We start from the raw sequence: 15116 nt of genomic DNA on the forward strand, positions 1-15116 counted from the left end.
ACAGGTTACTTATTTGAGCGCAGATTTCGAAAACGGTAACCCGTATATCCATCCAATCAAGTTACAAAGGCACCTTCATCATGACCACTCCAACCTCCGTCGTTCACTACCGCCATGTCGATGCCGACGGCGTAAGCATGTTCTACCGCGAAGCCGGCGACCCCTCGGCGCCGGTCATGTTGCTGCTGCATGGCTTCCCCAGTTCTTCGCATATGTACCGTGACCTGATCCCGTTGCTCGCTACGCGCTTTCGGGTAATCGCTCCGGATTTGCCGGGATTCGGTTTTACCGAGGTACCATCCGAGCGCGACTACCACTACAGCTTCGATAACCTGGCGATCACCGTCGGGCATTTTGTCGACGCGCTGGAATTGACGCGATACGCGTTGTACGTCTTCGACTACGGCGCACCCGTAGGTCTGCGCCTGGCAGTGGCACACCCTGAACGGGTCACCGCACTTGTCTCGCAAAACGGTAACGCCTACCTGGAAGGCCTGGGGGATGCCTGGGCACCGATTCGCGCCTATTGGGTCGAACCAAGCCAGGCCAACCGCGAGGTGATCCGCAATGCGGTCATCAGCCTTGAAGGCACGCGCTACCAATACCTGCACGGTGTCCATCAGCCCGAACTGGTTGCGCCGGAGTCCTACATGCTCGACGTACTGCTCATGCAGCGCCCCGGCAATGACGAGATCCAGTTGGACCTGTTCCTCGACTATCGCAACAACCTGACGCTGTACCCGGCGTTCCAGGCCTTCTTCAGGGCCAAACAGGTGCCGACGCTGGTGATCTGGGGCCAGAACGATCCGTTCTTCATCCCACCAGGGGCTCACGCCTACCAGACCGACAACCCGAACGCGGTGGTGGAGCTGCTCGACACCGGCCACTTCGCCCTGGAAACCCATGCGGCCCACATCGCCGAACGGATTCACGCGGTACTGGGCGACGCCATCAACTGATGGCACACCACGAAACGTGCCGTTCGTCCAGTGAATAAAACAGAGTGGCCGGGGCACATGGGCCCTGTTAAAACAGCGTAAAGCCTCACTAACGCTGGAGAGACATCCCATGAGCACCTGGCCAGACACCCGCATTATCGACCTGCTGGGGATCGAACTGCCCATCATCCAGGCGCCCATGGCCGTGGGTACGACCACGGCCATGGTCATCGAGGCCAGTAAAGCCGGGGCGCTGGGCTCATTGCCGGCGGCTGCACTGAGCCTCGCGCAATTGCGCGAAGCCCTGGCCGCCATCCGTGAGGCCAGCCCGCGCCCGATCAACGTCAACTTCTTCTGCCACCAACCGCCAGCCCCCGACGCTGCGCGTGATCGGCGCTGGAAGGACTTGCTGGAACCCTACTACCGCGAATTGGGTGCCGATTTTGAGGCGCCGACGCCCGTGTCCAACCGCGAACCGTTTAACGAAGCGGCTTGCCAAGTCATCGAGGAGTTCCGTCCCGAAATCGTCAGCTTTCACTTCGGCCTGCCGGAAAAAAACCTGCTGGATCGGGTAAAAGCCACGGGTGCGAAAGTGCTGTCCTCGGCCACCACCGTGGAAGAAGCAATCTGGCTGGAGCAGCACGGCTGCGACGCAATTATCGCCATGGGCAGTGAAGCGGGCGGCCATCGCGGCTTGTTTCTCAGCGATGACCTCAATACCCAGATCGGCCTGTTCGCCCTGCTGCCGCAAGTGGTTGACGCCGTGAGCGTGCCGGTGATTGCCGCCGGGGGCATCGGCGACGCACGCGGAATTGTCGCGGCCTTTGCCCTGGGTGCCTCGGCGGTGCAAATCGGTACGGCTTACCTGTTTACGCCTGAAGCCAATGTCACCCCTTCGCACCACCACGCACTTCGCCATGCCCAGGCCAGCGAAACCGCACTGACCAACCTGTTCACCGGTCGCCCGGCACGGGGCATCGTCAACCGTGTGATGCGTGAGTTGGGCGCAATCAACCCAGCAGCTCCGGCCTTCCCCACCTCCGGCGGCGCGTTGATACCGCTCAAAGCCAAGGATGAAGCAGGTTTCAGTAACCTGTGGTCTGGCCAGGCACTGCGCCTGGGCAAAGACACCACCACCTATGAGTTGACGCGTGAACTGGCGCAGCAGGCGCTGGCCAAACTCAACCCATAGAACCTGTGGCAACTTTGCACTGTACCGGCAATGGCCAACCGCTATATATTCCCATACATAGCGGTTAAGCCTTCTACCTATAACAAGCCGTACACCCTCAAAGGAGCTGCTTCATGACGATTCACGCCTCACGCCTGGCCATCCTGGTCGCTGCCCTCGCCTTCGGTTCGGCCCACGCCGATGAAGTCCAGGTGGCCGTCGCCGCCAACTTCACCGCACCGATCCAGGCGATTGCCGCCGATTTCGAAAAAGACACCGGCCACAAACTGGTCGCAGCCTACGGTGCCACCGGCCAGTTCTACACCCAGATCAAGAATGGCGCGCCGTTCGAAGTGTTCCTGAGCGCCGACGACACCACCCCGCAAAAGCTCGAAACCGAAGGCGACACCGTCAAAGGCTCGCGCTTCACCTACGCCGTCGGCACCCTGGCGCTGTGGTCGGCCAAGGAAGGTTACGTCGACGCCAAAGGTGAAGTGCTGAAGAAAAACGAGTTCAAGCACCTGTCGATTGCCAACCCGAAAGCCGCGCCATACGGCCTCGCCGCTACCCAAGTACTGGCCAAGGAAGGGCTGACCGAGAAGGTCAAAGACAAGATCGTCGAAGGCCAGAACATCACCCAGGCCTACCAGTTCGTGTCCACCGGCAACGCCGAGCTGGGCTTTGTGGCCTTGTCGCAGATCTACAAAGACGGCAAAGTCACCAGCGGTTCAGCGTGGATCGTTCCAGCAGCCATGCACGACCCGATCAAACAAGACGCAGTGATCCTCAACAAGGGCAAGGACAGTGCTGCTGCCAAGGCACTGGTTGACTACCTCAAGGGGCCTAAAGCTGCTGCTGTCATCAAGTCCTATGGTTACGAGCTGGCCAAGTAAATGCCGTTATCGAGTGCCGATTTTTCCGCTATCTGGTTGACCATCAAACTGGCGTCACTGACTACCGTGATCCTGCTGGTCATCGGCACTCCGATTGCCCTGTGGTTGTCGCGCACCCGCTCCTGGTGGCGCGGCCCCATTGGCGCCATCGTCGCGTTGCCGTTGGTGTTGCCACCGACGGTGATCGGTTTCTACCTGCTGTTGACCATGGGCCCTAATGGCTACTTCGGCCAGTTCACCCAATGGCTGGGCCTGGGCACCCTCACCTTCAGCTTCGCCGGGCTGGTCATTGGCTCGGTGATCTATTCCATGCCGTTTGTGGTGCAGCCGTTGCAAAACGCCTTCTCCGCCATCGGCACACGCCCGCTGGAAGTGGCCGCGACCTTGCGGGCCAATCCTTGGGACACATTCTTCACAGTGATTTTGCCCCTGGCGCGGCCAGGGTTTATCACCGCCTCCATCCTGGGTTTTGCGCACACCGTCGGAGAATTCGGCGTGGTGCTGATGATCGGCGGCAACATCCCGGACAAGACCCGGGTGGTGTCCGTGCAAATCTACGACCACGTGGAAGCCATGGAATATGCTCAGGCCCACTGGCTGGCCGGCTCGATGGTGGTGTTCGCGTTCCTGGTGTTGCTGGCGCTGTATTCCAGCCGTAAAACCAAGATGGGCTGGAGTTGATGTCGATGATTGATGTACGCCTGAAACTTGAGTACTCGGGCTTTGCCCTGGATGTGGACTTGCACTTGCCCGGTCGCGGTGTGACGGCGCTGTATGGGCATTCCGGTTCCGGCAAGACCACGTGCCTGCGTTGCATCGCCGGGCTGGAGCGCGCCGAAGACGGTTTTATCCAGATCAATGATGAAGTCTGGCAAGACAGTCGCAACAGGTTGTTCGTACCGCCCCATAAACGCGCGCTGGGCTACGTGTTTCAGGAGGCCAGCCTGTTCCCTCATCTGTCGGTGCGGGCCAACCTGGAGTTCGGCCTCAAGCGCATTCCTCGTCAGCAGCGCCGTGTGGATATGGCCCATGCCACCGAGTTGCTGGGCATCGGCCACCTGCTCGATCGCCATCCCCAGCACCTTTCCGGCGGTGAGCGCCAGCGCATCGGCATCGCCCGCGCCTTGCTCACCAGCCCCAGTCTGTTGTTGATGGACGAACCCCTGGCAGCCCTCGACAGCCAGCGCAAAAGCGAGATCCTGCCGTACCTCGAACGCCTGCACGATGAACTGGATATCCCGGTGCTGTACGTCAGCCATGCCCAGGATGAAGTAGCGCGCCTGGCCGACCACATCGTCTTGCTCAGCGACGGCAAGGCCCTGGCCAGCGGCCCCATCGGCGAAACCCTGGCGCGGCTCGACCTGCCCCTGGCGCTGGGTGACGATGCAGGGGTGGTGATCAACGGCGCGGTCAGCGCCTACGACGACCACTATCAGTTGCTCACCCTGCAACTGCCTGCCAGCGCCTTGCACATGCGTGTGGCCCATGCACCGCTGGCCGTGGGCAAAGCGTTGCGTATCAAGGTGCAAGCGCGGGATGTGAGCCTCAGCCTGCAAGCGGAGGAGCACAGCAGCATCCTCAACCGCTTGCCGGTGACGGTTACCCAGGAGATTTCGGCGGACAATAACGCCCACGTGCTGGTGCGACTGGACGCGGGTGGGACGCCGTTGCTGGCGCGCATCACGCGGTTCTCCCGCGACCAACTGCAACTGCACCCCGGCCAGAGTCTCTGGGCGCAAATCAAGGCCGTCGCGGTGTTGGCGTAAGCAACCTTTTGGCACGACCGCACACCGCTGCGGTCCATCAGACATACCGGCCTGATTTGTTGCCAAGGAACCCGCCTCATGTCCGACTCTGCGCTACCCCGCGACCTGCATTACGTTGACGACACCCAGCCCGGCATCCGCCGCAAGACGCTGCGGGGCAAGTTCCAGTATTTCGACCCCAAGGGTGAGCGCATCCACGACGCCGACGAGATCAAGCGCCTGAACGCCCTCGCCGTCCCGCCGGCTTACACTGACGTGTGGATCTGCGCCGACCCGCGCGGCCACCTGCAGGCCACCGGCCGCGACGCCCGTGGACGCAAGCAATACCGTTATCACCCGCGCTGGCGCGAAGTGCGGGACACCGACAAGTACTCGCGGCTGCAGGAATTTGGCAGTGCACTGCCGAAATTGCGCAAACAGCTCGAAGCGCAAATCGCCGAACCCGGATTTACCCGCGAAAAGGTGCTGGCCACCGTGGTGACGCTGCTCGACGCTACGCTGATCCGCGTCGGTAATACCCAGTACGCCCGCGACAACAAGTCCTATGGATTGACCACCCTGCGCACCCGCCATGTGGATGTCAAAGGCAGCGAAATCAAGTTCCAGTTTCGCGGCAAGAGCGGCGTCGAGCACCAAATCAGCGTTAAAGACCGGCGACTGGCAACCGTGGTCAAACGCTGCCTGGAATTGCCGGGCCAGAACCTGTTCCAGTACCTCGATGAAGACGGCGAGCGGCACACCGTCAGCTCCCACGACGTGAATGACTACCTGCACAGCCTCACCGGCGCTGACTTCACCGCCAAGGATTACCGCACCTGGGCCGGCACCGCCATGGCGCTGGCCGTGTTGCGGGAACTGGAGTGGCAGCCCGAGTCCGATGCCAAAAGACATGTTGTGTCGATGGTCAAGGGTGTCGCCAAACAGCTTGGAAACACCCCGGCGGTGTGCCGCAAGTGCTACATCCACCCTGCCGTGCTGGAGCATTTCAGCCTCGGCGAGCTTTCCAAGCTGCCCAAGCCGCGCATCCGCAAAGGGCTCAAGGCCGAAGAAGTAGCCTTAGCGATGTTTCTTGAGCAACTGGCGGCGCACTTGCCGAAAAAAGCCAAGACGGGTTAGGCTTTGCCTCCCTTCTGATCCGCAGGACGACCGCCGACGTGAACCACTAAGCCTTCCAAAATGTATCTGCAACGAGCCGCCTGGCGCGCTTGTTGGCCTGTCCGACATTTTTTTGGAGGTGCTGATGACTGACGTCAACCGGCTGCCCGTCCTTGTTTCCCTGCAACACTTGAGTTTCCAGTTCGCCAATGGCGAGACCTTGCTGGATGACCTGACCCTGTCCATCGATCACACACCCACCGGCATTGTGGGGCGCAATGGTCGCGGCAAAAGCATTCTCGCCCGGTTGATCGCCGGGCTGCTGCCACCCTCCTCCGGATCGCTGAATGGCCCTGGCCGTGTGATCTACGTGGCGCAGAGCATCACGGTTGCGCCAGGGGAGACGGTCGCCGATCTCACCGGGACCGCAGTGATATTGGCCGCCCTTGAACGCATGGTTCGAGGCGCCGCACGGATCGAAGATCTGGAGTTGATCGACGACCGTTGGGACCTGGCCGAGCGTTTGCGCAGCGCCCTGGATGGCGCGGGGCTGGCGCAGCTGTCCTTTGATACCCCTGCCGACCAACTCAGCGGCGGCCAGTTGGCCAGAGTCGCGATCATCGGTGCGCTGCTGGCCGCGCCGCCGTTGCTGGTGCTCGATGAGCCCACCAACCACCTCGACAGCGATGGTCGCGCCTGGCTGCTGCGTGTGCTCGACGCTTGGCGGGGCGGCCTGGTGGTGGTCAGCCATGATCGGCAATTGCTCAACGCCATGGCGCGCATCATTGAACTGTCGCCCCTCGGCGTAAACGTCTATGGCGGCAACTACGATGCCTATCGGCTGCAGCGTGATGCCGAACAACAGGCCGCCAGCGCCGCGCTCGACCATGCACGCCTGGAGCGCAGTCGCGAACGGCGGCGGCTGCAAAAAGACCACGACAGCCTGCAACGCAACGCCGCGCGCTCACGCAAGCATGCAGAAACCGCCAACGTCGACCGCTTCACCAAGGCGCGCTGGAAAGGTGCCGCCACCGAGATCGTCAGCACCGTGCGTAGCGCGCATTGGCAACATAAACACGAACTGGATGCCCAGGTGCGCCAGGCCTATGAACGGGTCGAAGATGAAACGCCGACCTTGTTGGCATTGCCCGCCTCAGCGGTGCCCAACGGGCGACAGGTGCTGTCGTTGGTGGACGCACAGTTACCGTGGCTGCCGTCGACCTGTCTGAATGTGCATCTTGCAGGTCCGGTGCGCGTCGCCGTACGTGGGCCCAACGGCTGCGGCAAGTCCACGTTGCTGAAGGTACTGGCCGGTCAATGGCTGGTCGTCGCGGGTGAATGCAACCTGCCTCTGCCCTGCGCCTACATCGATCAACACCTTGCGTTGCTGGACGATCAACGCTCCATCGTTGAACAGCTCAACCTGCTCGATACACCCCTGGCCGAAGCCGAACTGCGCACGCGCCTGGCGTTGCTGCAACTGGATGCCTTGCGCGTCACCCAACCCACCGGGCAACTCAGCGGCGGCGAACGCTTGAAAGCCGCGATGGCGATTGCCTTGTGGCGCGAAGTACCGGCGCAACTGCTGTTACTGGACGAACCGACCAACCATTTGGACCTGGAGTCGGTGATGGCTTTCGAGCAAGCGCTGCAAGGTTTCAATGGGGCGATGGTGGTGGTGTCCCATGACGCGACGTTCCTCCAATCGATCAAGCCCACCCATTTCCTGGATTGGCACGACACAGGTTGGTCGCTGGAGCCTGTCTGAGGTCATTGCACCGACGCGTAAAGCGTCCTACGGTAGTGGCCGGATAATCTCATCGAGGAACCCGACCCTATGCTGCCATCGCCTCGCAAGCCTTACGCCAATGCTGCACTCGCCCACCGACAGCGTTGGCGTGGCCGGGTCGGGCTGATGCTGGTGGCCAGTCTTTCAGTTCTGGCGGGGATGACCGATGCCATCGGCTTCATGGCGAGCGGCGACTTCGTTTCATTCATGAGCGGCAACACCACGCGCCTGGCGGTGGCGATCAGCGCGGGTGATCTTGGGCTGACCGGGCGGCTGTTGTTGCTAGTAGCAACATTTGTGGTCGGTAACGCACTGGGTGTGCTGGTCAGTCGACTCAGCCGTCGTCATGCCCTGCCTTTGCTGCTGTGTATTGCGGCGTTGTTGTGCGGTGCGGCATGGCTGCCTTTCGCTGACACACTGCTCGCGCTGCTGGCGGCAATCATTGCGATGGGCATGCTGAATGCGGCTGTGGAAGAGGTCAACGGTTTACCGGTGGGGCTGACTTATGTCACCGGCGCGCTTTCGCGTTTTGGTCGTGGGCTGGGACGCTGGTTGCTCGGAGAACGACGCACGGGCTGGCGCGTGCAGTTGATCCCATGGACCGGCATGTTCGTGGGCGCGGTGATTGGCGCATTGCTGGAGCAGCAGATGGGCTTGAAGGCGCTGATGGTCAGCGGCGTGTTGGCGGGTTTGTTGGGGTTGCTGTCACTGAAGATTCCCCGTCGCTGGCACCTGGGTTACATGCCGCGTTGAAGAAAAGGAGGGATGCTCGCCCGACGTTTAGGCCTCGACGTCCGTGTACTGGTAAAGAGCCATCATGTCGGGCGAGCGGGTGAATCATAAGCTAATGCCGGGCGGCTGTCGTGCCAGGCATTTCCTAAATCGACTAAGGCAATGGATTACAGGCAGGTCGCGAGTGCAGCCAAACGACGCTTGGCCGGCATATTGTCTTCTGTGGCGTAGTACTTGATGGAGGAGCCGGCACCCGCGCTTTGCACGTCGACGAAGTAATCGCCAGCGGTGGTGTAGACGGTGTAGCCGCCCGCCGCGATCGGCTCCTTGAAGCCACCGGCATCAACGCCGAACACGCTTTCGTCCTGCCAGCCGAACTGCACGCATTCGGCAACAACCAGGGTGGCCTTGTCCGAAGCCAGGGTCTTGTAGGGCGTGCCTGCGCGCGCTTCTTTCATCTTCGAACCCGCGCAACCGGCCAGGGCCGCCAATACCAGTGCGCCAATTACCACCTTGTGCATGCCATTGCTCCGTTGGAAAAAAACGCGACTGTACCATTGCCACAGTCTCTACTGACGGCTGTATGAACTTTGTTTCACTGTAAAGAGAGCAGGCGCCGCCTATAGTGGCGACGCTCATTTTTAGAAGTCTCCCTTCGGCCCGCTCTCCCGCGGGCTTTTTTTCGCCTGGGTTTTAGAGCAACCAGCGGAACAGATAGAACAACGCCATGCTCAGCAACACCGTGACCAGCACATTTCGCGTCCAGAACATCAACCCCACTGCGCTGATACCCGCCAACAGGTAGGGGTTGGCCGGACTGAGATTCAGATGATGGTCCGCCAGGAAAATGATCGGCCCGCAAATCGCCGTGAGCATGCCGGGCACGGCAAACCCAAGAAACTCCCGCGCGCCACGGTTGAGGCGCACCGGCAGGCGCGGCTCGATAAACAGGTAACGGTTGAGAAAGACCGCCAGGCCCATTATCACAATCATCAGGAAGATCATGGCTGCCCTACTCCCAATCGCTTGCAGGCGTAACCCGCGCTCATGCCCAACAGGCCGGACACCACCACCGCCGATTCCCAGTGCAGGAAGCTCAACCACACCGAAAACAGCAGTGAGACCGCCACGCAGACCACCGTGGGAATATCCCGCACCACCGGCGTGATCAACGCGATGAAGGTGGCGGCAATGGAAAACTCCAGCCCCAGTTGATCAAGGCCGGGAATGCTTTTGCCGAGCACAATGCCCGCCAGGGTGAACAGGTTCCAGGCGATGTAGAACGTCAGCCCGACGCCTAGCGCATACCAACGGTTAAAGGTCTCGCGGTCGTAGTGGTTGACCAGTGCGAAGAATTCGTCGGTCAACAGAAAGCCCAGGCTGACACGCCAGCGGGTCTTGAGGGGAGAAAGGATTGGCCGCAGGTGCATGCCATACAGCAGATGCTGGGAGGTCAGCAGCAAGGTGGTCAGCACGATGGAAATCAGGCTGGCGCCACTCTTGACCATCCCAATGGCAACCAGTTGCGCGGCACCGGCAAACACGATGGCGGATAAGCCCTGGGCTTCCAACGGGCTGAATTGCGCATCGATGGCCATGGAACCGGCCAGCAGGCCCCAAGGCGCGCAGGCCAGGGACAAGGGAATAACGGCAATGGCGCCACGAGCGAAGGCGTAATGAGGTAAGGCAGTAGGCATGGAAACGGCTCATCGACAGACAGTCGACAAGCATGCCAGCGCAACAACGAGCTTGTCTTGAACGATCTTGCTCAGGCGAGCCTGACCGACACCTGCTCCACCGAATCACGCGCTTCGCGCAACTCATAGGCATCCTGGTTGAGCCTGTGAATGGTATTGAGCAGACGCTGGCGCAGCACTTCATCGCCGAGTTTTTCGACGGCGCGCATCAGGTCGAACGCAGCGGTTTCGTTATTTTCCGCGACGGAATCGAGGGTCTTGCGCAGGTTGCGAGTGGCACGGGTCACGCGGGGTCTTCCTTCATCAGCAATGGGCAGGCACTTTAGGACATTCGTGTTTCATTTTAATTTCAAACACTTGTGGCGGATTTCAAGGCATTTGATCCATATCAATTGAAACAGGGTTTGACTGATACATATGGAAATACGTATATTCGGATAACCATATATATAAAGGCCTTGGCCATGTCGGACTCCCTCTCCCCGCCCACCCTCTTCAAATGCCTGGCCGATGCCACCCGTGCCCGCCTGACATTACTGATCCTGCGTGAAGGCGAACTTTGCGTGTGCGAACTGATCCATGCCTTGGACGACAGCCAGCCGAAAATCTCCCGGCACCTGGCGCAACTGCGCAGTTGCGGGTTGCTGCAGGACCGTCGTCAGGGTCAGTGGATCTACTACCGCATCAACCCCGCGTTGCCCGAGTGGGTGACGCAGGTGCTGCACACCACCTTGCAAGCCAACCAGCCATGGTTGCACAGCGACGCACAGCGTCTGGATGCAATGGGCGACAGACCACAACGGGCCAGCACTTGCTGCTGAGCCATCGGAGCCTTTATTCATGCTTGTCGCAATTGCCATTTTTATCTTCACCATCGTCCTGGTCATCTGGCAACCCAAGGGTCTGGGCGTTGGCTGGAGCGCCACGATGGGCGCGATCCTGGCCCTGGCCTGCGGCGTGATCAGCCTGGCTGACATTCCGGTGGTGTGGCACATCATCTGGAATGCTACGGGGACCTTTGTCGCGCTGATCATCATCAGCCTGTTGCTTGACGAAGCCGGCTTCTTCGCCTGGACCGCACTCCACGTCGCACGCTGGGGACGTGGACGTGGCCGACGCTTGTTTGCCTATATGGTGCTGCTCGGCGCCTTGGTCTCGGCGCTGTTCGCCAACGACGGCGCGGCACTGATCCTCACGCCCATCGTAATGTCGATGCTGCTGGCGCTGCGCTTTTCTCCGGCGGCCACCCTGGCGTTCGTCATGGGCGCAGGTTTTATCGCCGACACGGCGAGCCTGCCGCTGGTGGTGTCGAACCTGGTGAATATCGTCTCGGCGGATTACTTCAAGATCGGCTTCAACGAATACGCCGCCGTGATGGTCCCAGTGAACTTCGTCAGCGTTGCGGCCACACTGGCGGTGCTGCTGTGGTTCTTTCGTCGTGATATTCCGCAGACCTACGACCCGGCCGACCTCGCAGACCCTGCCAGTGCCATCCACGACCGCGCGACGTTCCGCGCCGGCTGGTGGGTGCTCGGCATCCTGCTAGTGGGCTGCTTTGCCCTGGAACCACTGGGTATCCCGATCAGCGCGATTTCCGCCGTGTGCGCCGTGCTCCTGCTGGTGATCGCCGCCAAGGGCCACAAGATCTCCACGCGTAAAGTGCTCAAAGAAGCACCGTGGCAGATCGTGATCTTTTCCCTCGGCATGTACCTGGTGGTCTACGGCTTGCGTAACGCCGGCCTCACCACCTACCTGGCCACCTGGCTCGACACTTTCGCCACTTACGGCGTGTGGGGCGCGGCCATGGGCACCGGCGTGCTGACGGCACTGCTGTCATCGGCGATGAACAACCTGCCGACCGTGTTGATCGGCGCGCTGTCCATCGAGTCCAGCCATGCCGTGGGCGTGGTCAAGGACGCGATGATCTACGCCAACGTGATCGGCAGCGACCTGGGCCCGAAAATCACCCCTATCGGCAGCCTCGCTACCTTGCTGTGGCTGCACATCCTGGCGCGCAAAGGCATCACCATCACCTGGGGCTACTACTTCAAGGTCGGCATTGTGCTGACCTTGCCGGTGCTGTTGATCACCCTCGCCGCCCTTGCCTTGCGACTGAGTATCTAACGATGAAAGTCCTGTTCATGTGTACCGCCAACAGCTGCCGCAGCATCTTGTCCGAAGCGATGTTCAATCACCTGGCGCCGGAAGGTTTCGAGGCGATCAGCTCCGGCAGCTTTCCCAAGGGCCAGGTCCTGCCGCGCAGCCTGAGCACCTTGCAGGCCGCCGGCATCAGCACCGACGGCTTGTACAGCAAGGGCAACGACGCGTTCGAAGACAGCCCGCCGGACGTGGTGATTACCGTATGCGACAAGGCCGCCGGCGAAGCGTGCCCGGTGTATTTCGGGCCAGCGGTAAAAGCGCACTGGGGGTTGGAAGACCCATCGGATGTACAGGGCGACGATGCGAGAGTGCAGGCGGCATTCGACGCCACGCTGAAGACCATTGCCACTCGCTGCCGGGCGTTTTTTATCCTGCCGTTTGCCGAACTCAGCCCAACTGAACTCAAGGCAGAACTCGCTCGAATTGCCGAGCTGTAATCGGAGGCCCCATGACCACCCTGCCCAACCTGGACCTGTCGCTGTTCCCGTCAAACGCGCACGGATCGTCCCAACCACCGCGTATCCTGCTGCTCTACGGATCGACCCGAGAGCGCTCGTTCAGCCGCCTGCTGGTGGAAGAAGCCGCGCGCCTGTTGCAGCACTTCGGCGCGCAAACGCGCATCTTCAACCCCAGCGGTTTACCACTGCCGGATGACGCCCCCAGCGATCACCCCAAGGTACAAGAACTGCTGGAACTGATGCAGTGGTCTGAAGGCCAGGTGTGGTGCTCGCCCGAGCGCCACGGTTCAATGTCAGCGGTGTTCAAGGCACAGCTCGACTGGGTGCCGCTGGCCCTTGGCGCGGTGCGCCCGACCCAAGGTAAAACCCTGGCGGTGATGCAGGTGTCCGGCGGCTCCCAGTCCTTCAATACGGTTAATCAGTTGCGCGTGCTGGGGCGCTGGATGCGCATGTTCACCATCCCCAATCAATCCTCGGTGCCCAAGGCCTTCATGGAGTTCGACGATCAGGACCGCATGAAACCTTCCACCCTGTACGACCGCGTGGTCGATGTAATGGAGGAACTGGTGAAGTTCACCTTGCTGCTGCGCGAACGCCCGGACCTGGTAGACCGCTATTCGGAGCGCAAGGAAAGCGCCGACGAACTCTCGCAGCGTGTCAATCAACGGTCGATTTGAGCCCGCTTGCCAGCGTATGCTCGTGCCTGTCTCCTGACCGAGTTGAATCGATGAGCGCCGTGCGACACGCCTGGCTGGGCCACTATGAAATCAGCAGCACCGCCTGCACCGGCCTGACCTTTGCCCGCCATAGCCATGATGAATGCGTGATCGGCGTGAACCTGCTGGGCGAAGAGAAAGTCTGGCTCGACCGTCGGGAATTCAACGCCGGGCCCGGCTCCATCACCTTGTACAACCCCGGCCAGATTCAGGGCGGCGGCGCGGCGGACGGCGCGCCCTGGCACTTTGTGAGCCTGTACGCCACGGCGGATCAATTAGCGGCGGACGTTGGGCTGGGGCACTTGGAGTTTGATCGTTCACTGTGCTTCCAACCCGACCTTGCGCTGCGACTGGCGACGGCGATCAAGGGCGCGTTGAGTAACGACACGCTGGTTCGCGAACTGAATGAAGAGGCGTTGGTGCTGCTGTTGGGGGAAGTGGTGAATATCAGCGGTGTGCGTCTGCCAGGCAGCACCGGCACCGGCAAGCCTCTGATCAGTCGCGCCCAGGAACTGCTTTCCGAGCAACTGCATCAACCCTTGACGCTGGACCACCTTGGCGCTGAAGTGGGCCTCTCCAAATTCCACCTGCTGCGCGCCTTCCAGAAAGAAACCGGGCTGACGCCCCGTGAGTGGGCCATGCAACTGCGCACGCGCCGCGCCAAGGGCCTATTGCGCAACGGCATGGCCGCTTCCGAGGTCGCTCATCAGCTGGGCTTTGCCGATCAAAGCCACCTCAATCGGCACTTTCGCTCCGCCTACGGCATCACGCCGGGCCTTTATCAAAACGCTGTTAAACGCTGAACAGCGCAATCTGGTCCAAGACACCGCCTCGGCTCATCCTCACACTGCCTGCCATCTCTTGAAGGAATGTGGGCATGTTGACGATCTTCTTTTACGCAGTGGTATTCGGTTTTGTGTTCTGCCTCTCACCCGGCGCGGTGTTGGCAGAGACTTTGCGCCGTGGCTTGCTGCACGGCTTCACACCGGCCCTGCTGGTGCAGTTTGGCTCACTGGTGGGCGATGCGGTGTGGGCAGTGATCGGCCTGACCGGGATCGCTTTGCTGATCCAACATGATGCCGTGCGCGTGCCGCTGACGGTGGTCTGTGCGGTGTACCTGGCCTGGCTCGGCATTCGCAGCCTGATCGACGCCTGGAAGCTACCTGAGTCAGACGATGCACCCGCCAGCACTCGGCAAAACGCACTGGCCACCGGGGCGGCGATCTCCCTGGCCAACCCGAAAAACATTGTTTACTGGGGCGCGTTGGGCAGCGCGTTGTCGGGCATCGTCGGCACCACGCCCAGCCACGGGCAGACGCTGATGTTCTTTGCCGGGTTCATGCTGGCGTCGGTGTTGTCGTGCTTTCTGATCGCGGGGCTGGTCAATATGTTGCGCCAGAACGCGTCACCGTTGTGGCAACGTATCAGTTATGGCACCTGTGGCGTGGTATTGATCTATCTGGCCGTTCTGGCCGCACAGGGTATCTAAAGTTATATACCCACTAACTTTCGAATGCCGATTATCTGAATGAACTCTGAACACCGGACAATTTAATTAATCATGCGTTGACATTTTGTAACCGTCTGAGTAGATTGCCCGTGCCTGCAACTGGGGCCTTTTTTAAACCTCACAAAAGAAGCCAATGGACACAGTATCTAGTCGCTGTCCGAGCACCGCTTACGCGGGCATCGGGCGCCAAA

General features: G+C 60.8%; 18 protein-coding genes. 14 read left to right on the plus strand and 4 right to left on the minus strand.

Annotated elements, in window-relative coordinates; genetic code table 11:
- Window positions 1-80: 80 nt before the first annotated feature.
- From H096_RS30675 to H096_RS30710, 8 genes are all read left to right on the plus strand, one after another.
- Window positions 81-959, plus strand: coding sequence for an alpha/beta hydrolase (locus H096_RS30675; RefSeq protein WP_191983031.1), 879 nt, complete (start codon window positions 81-83; stop codon window positions 957-959).
- A gap of 109 nt (window positions 960-1068) precedes the next feature.
- Window positions 1069-2130, plus strand: coding sequence for a nitronate monooxygenase (locus tag H096_RS30680; protein WP_033902953.1), 1062 nt, complete (start codon window positions 1069-1071; stop codon window positions 2128-2130).
- A 113-nt stretch (window positions 2131-2243) separates the two neighbouring features.
- Entirely contained in the window at window positions 2244-3002 is a 759-nt protein-coding gene (gene modA / locus H096_RS30685; protein WP_016974799.1) for a molybdate ABC transporter substrate-binding protein, read from the plus strand.
- Window positions 3003-3683 (plus strand): molybdate ABC transporter permease subunit, encoded by a 681-nt coding sequence (gene modB / locus H096_RS30690; protein ID WP_033902954.1) that lies wholly within the window; start codon window positions 3003-3005, stop codon window positions 3681-3683.
- 5 nt (window positions 3684-3688) lie between these two features.
- The gene (gene modC / locus H096_RS30695) at window positions 3689-4768 is read left to right on the plus strand and encodes a molybdenum ABC transporter ATP-binding protein (protein ID WP_033903039.1); all 1080 of its coding nucleotides are present in this window, start codon (window positions 3689-3691) and stop codon (window positions 4766-4768) included.
- A gap of 78 nt (window positions 4769-4846) precedes the next feature.
- Window positions 4847-5884, plus strand: a complete 1038-nt coding sequence (locus H096_RS30700) for a DNA topoisomerase IB (protein WP_033902955.1) — start codon at window positions 4847-4849, stop codon at window positions 5882-5884.
- 124 nt (window positions 5885-6008) lie between these two features.
- On the plus strand, window positions 6009-7631 hold the full coding sequence (locus H096_RS30705; protein ID WP_033902956.1) for an ATP-binding cassette domain-containing protein: 1623 nt from the start codon (window positions 6009-6011) through the stop codon (window positions 7629-7631).
- A 69-nt stretch (window positions 7632-7700) separates the two neighbouring features.
- On the plus strand, window positions 7701-8405 hold the full coding sequence (locus H096_RS30710) for a YoaK family protein (protein WP_033902957.1): 705 nt from the start codon (window positions 7701-7703) through the stop codon (window positions 8403-8405).
- A gap of 146 nt (window positions 8406-8551) precedes the next feature.
- On the opposite strand, the gene H096_RS30715 is transcribed toward H096_RS30710, so the two are convergent.
- The 4 genes from H096_RS30715 to H096_RS30730 form a co-directional block, all read right to left on the minus strand.
- Entirely contained in the window at window positions 8552-8905 is a 354-nt protein-coding gene (locus H096_RS30715; protein ID WP_033902958.1) for a hypothetical protein, read from the minus strand.
- Between the two features lie 172 nt (window positions 8906-9077).
- Window positions 9078-9389, minus strand: coding sequence for an AzlD domain-containing protein (locus tag H096_RS30720; protein ID WP_033902959.1), 312 nt, complete (start codon window positions 9387-9389; stop codon window positions 9078-9080).
- Complete coding sequence (locus tag H096_RS30725; RefSeq protein WP_033902960.1) at window positions 9386-10081, minus strand: AzlC family ABC transporter permease; 696 nt, start codon at window positions 10079-10081, stop codon at window positions 9386-9388. Before H096_RS30725 ends, H096_RS30720 begins: the two co-directional genes overlap by 4 nt.
- 71 nt (window positions 10082-10152) lie before the next feature.
- Entirely contained in the window at window positions 10153-10368 is a 216-nt protein-coding gene (locus tag H096_RS30730) for a hypothetical protein (RefSeq protein ID WP_005788169.1), read from the minus strand.
- 177 nt (window positions 10369-10545) lie between these two features.
- Here H096_RS30730 and H096_RS30735 point away from each other — a divergent pair, with 177 nt between their 5' ends.
- From H096_RS30735 to H096_RS30760, 6 genes are all read left to right on the plus strand, one after another.
- A complete protein-coding gene (locus H096_RS30735; protein WP_033902961.1) occupies window positions 10546-10902 on the plus strand; it encodes a metalloregulator ArsR/SmtB family transcription factor in 357 nt (118 codons plus the stop codon).
- Between the two features lie 19 nt (window positions 10903-10921).
- On the plus strand, window positions 10922-12205 hold the full coding sequence (locus H096_RS30740) for an arsenic transporter (RefSeq protein ID WP_033902962.1): 1284 nt from the start codon (window positions 10922-10924) through the stop codon (window positions 12203-12205).
- A 2-nt stretch (window positions 12206-12207) separates the two neighbouring features.
- Window positions 12208-12678 carry an arsenate reductase ArsC gene (locus H096_RS30745; RefSeq protein ID WP_033902963.1) on the plus strand — a complete coding sequence of 157 codons (471 nt, stop codon included), beginning with the start codon at window positions 12208-12210 and terminating at the stop codon, window positions 12676-12678.
- Window positions 12679-12689: 11 nt separating this feature from the next.
- Window positions 12690-13376 carry an arsenical resistance protein ArsH gene (gene arsH, locus H096_RS30750; protein ID WP_033902965.1) on the plus strand — a complete coding sequence of 229 codons (687 nt, stop codon included), beginning with the start codon at window positions 12690-12692 and terminating at the stop codon, window positions 13374-13376.
- Between the two features lie 50 nt (window positions 13377-13426).
- The gene (locus H096_RS30755) at window positions 13427-14218 is read left to right on the plus strand and encodes an AraC family transcriptional regulator (protein ID WP_033902966.1); all 792 of its coding nucleotides are present in this window, start codon (window positions 13427-13429) and stop codon (window positions 14216-14218) included.
- A gap of 74 nt (window positions 14219-14292) precedes the next feature.
- A complete protein-coding gene (locus H096_RS30760) occupies window positions 14293-14904 on the plus strand; it encodes a LysE family transporter (protein WP_033902967.1) in 612 nt (203 codons plus the stop codon).
- Window positions 14905-15116: the final 212 nt, after the last annotated feature.

This window comes from Pseudomonas sp. FH1 (assembly GCF_000510895.2).
In the GTDB taxonomy this organism is placed as follows: Bacteria; Pseudomonadota; Gammaproteobacteria; order Pseudomonadales; family Pseudomonadaceae; genus Aquipseudomonas; species Aquipseudomonas azotoformans_A.

Coding starts and splice junctions, on each gene's coding strand:
- H096_RS30675 (WP_191983031.1), top strand. CDS start 81: ATGACCACTCCAACCTCCGTCGTTCACTACCGCCATGTCGATGCCGAC.
- H096_RS30680 (WP_033902953.1), top strand. CDS start 1,069: ATGAGCACCTGGCCAGACACCCGCATTATCGACCTGCTGGGGATCGAA.
- modA (WP_016974799.1), top strand. CDS start 2,244: ATGACGATTCACGCCTCACGCCTGGCCATCCTGGTCGCTGCCCTCGCC.
- modB (WP_033902954.1), top strand. CDS start 3,003: ATGCCGTTATCGAGTGCCGATTTTTCCGCTATCTGGTTGACCATCAAA.
- modC (WP_033903039.1), top strand. CDS start 3,689: ATGATTGATGTACGCCTGAAACTTGAGTACTCGGGCTTTGCCCTGGAT.
- H096_RS30700 (WP_033902955.1), top strand. CDS start 4,847: ATGTCCGACTCTGCGCTACCCCGCGACCTGCATTACGTTGACGACACC.
- H096_RS30705 (WP_033902956.1), top strand. CDS start 6,009: ATGACTGACGTCAACCGGCTGCCCGTCCTTGTTTCCCTGCAACACTTG.
- H096_RS30710 (WP_033902957.1), top strand. CDS start 7,701: ATGCTGCCATCGCCTCGCAAGCCTTACGCCAATGCTGCACTCGCCCAC.
- H096_RS30715 (WP_033902958.1), bottom strand. CDS start 8,905: ATGCACAAGGTGGTAATTGGCGCACTGGTATTGGCGGCCCTGGCCGGT.
- H096_RS30720 (WP_033902959.1), bottom strand. CDS start 9,389: ATGATCTTCCTGATGATTGTGATAATGGGCCTGGCGGTCTTTCTCAAC.
- H096_RS30725 (WP_033902960.1), bottom strand. CDS start 10,081: ATGCCTACTGCCTTACCTCATTACGCCTTCGCTCGTGGCGCCATTGCC.
- H096_RS30735 (WP_033902961.1), top strand. CDS start 10,546: ATGTCGGACTCCCTCTCCCCGCCCACCCTCTTCAAATGCCTGGCCGAT.
- H096_RS30740 (WP_033902962.1), top strand. CDS start 10,922: ATGCTTGTCGCAATTGCCATTTTTATCTTCACCATCGTCCTGGTCATC.
- H096_RS30745 (WP_033902963.1), top strand. CDS start 12,208: ATGAAAGTCCTGTTCATGTGTACCGCCAACAGCTGCCGCAGCATCTTG.
- arsH (WP_033902965.1), top strand. CDS start 12,690: ATGACCACCCTGCCCAACCTGGACCTGTCGCTGTTCCCGTCAAACGCG.
- H096_RS30755 (WP_033902966.1), top strand. CDS start 13,427: ATGAGCGCCGTGCGACACGCCTGGCTGGGCCACTATGAAATCAGCAGC.
- H096_RS30760 (WP_033902967.1), top strand. CDS start 14,293: ATGTTGACGATCTTCTTTTACGCAGTGGTATTCGGTTTTGTGTTCTGC.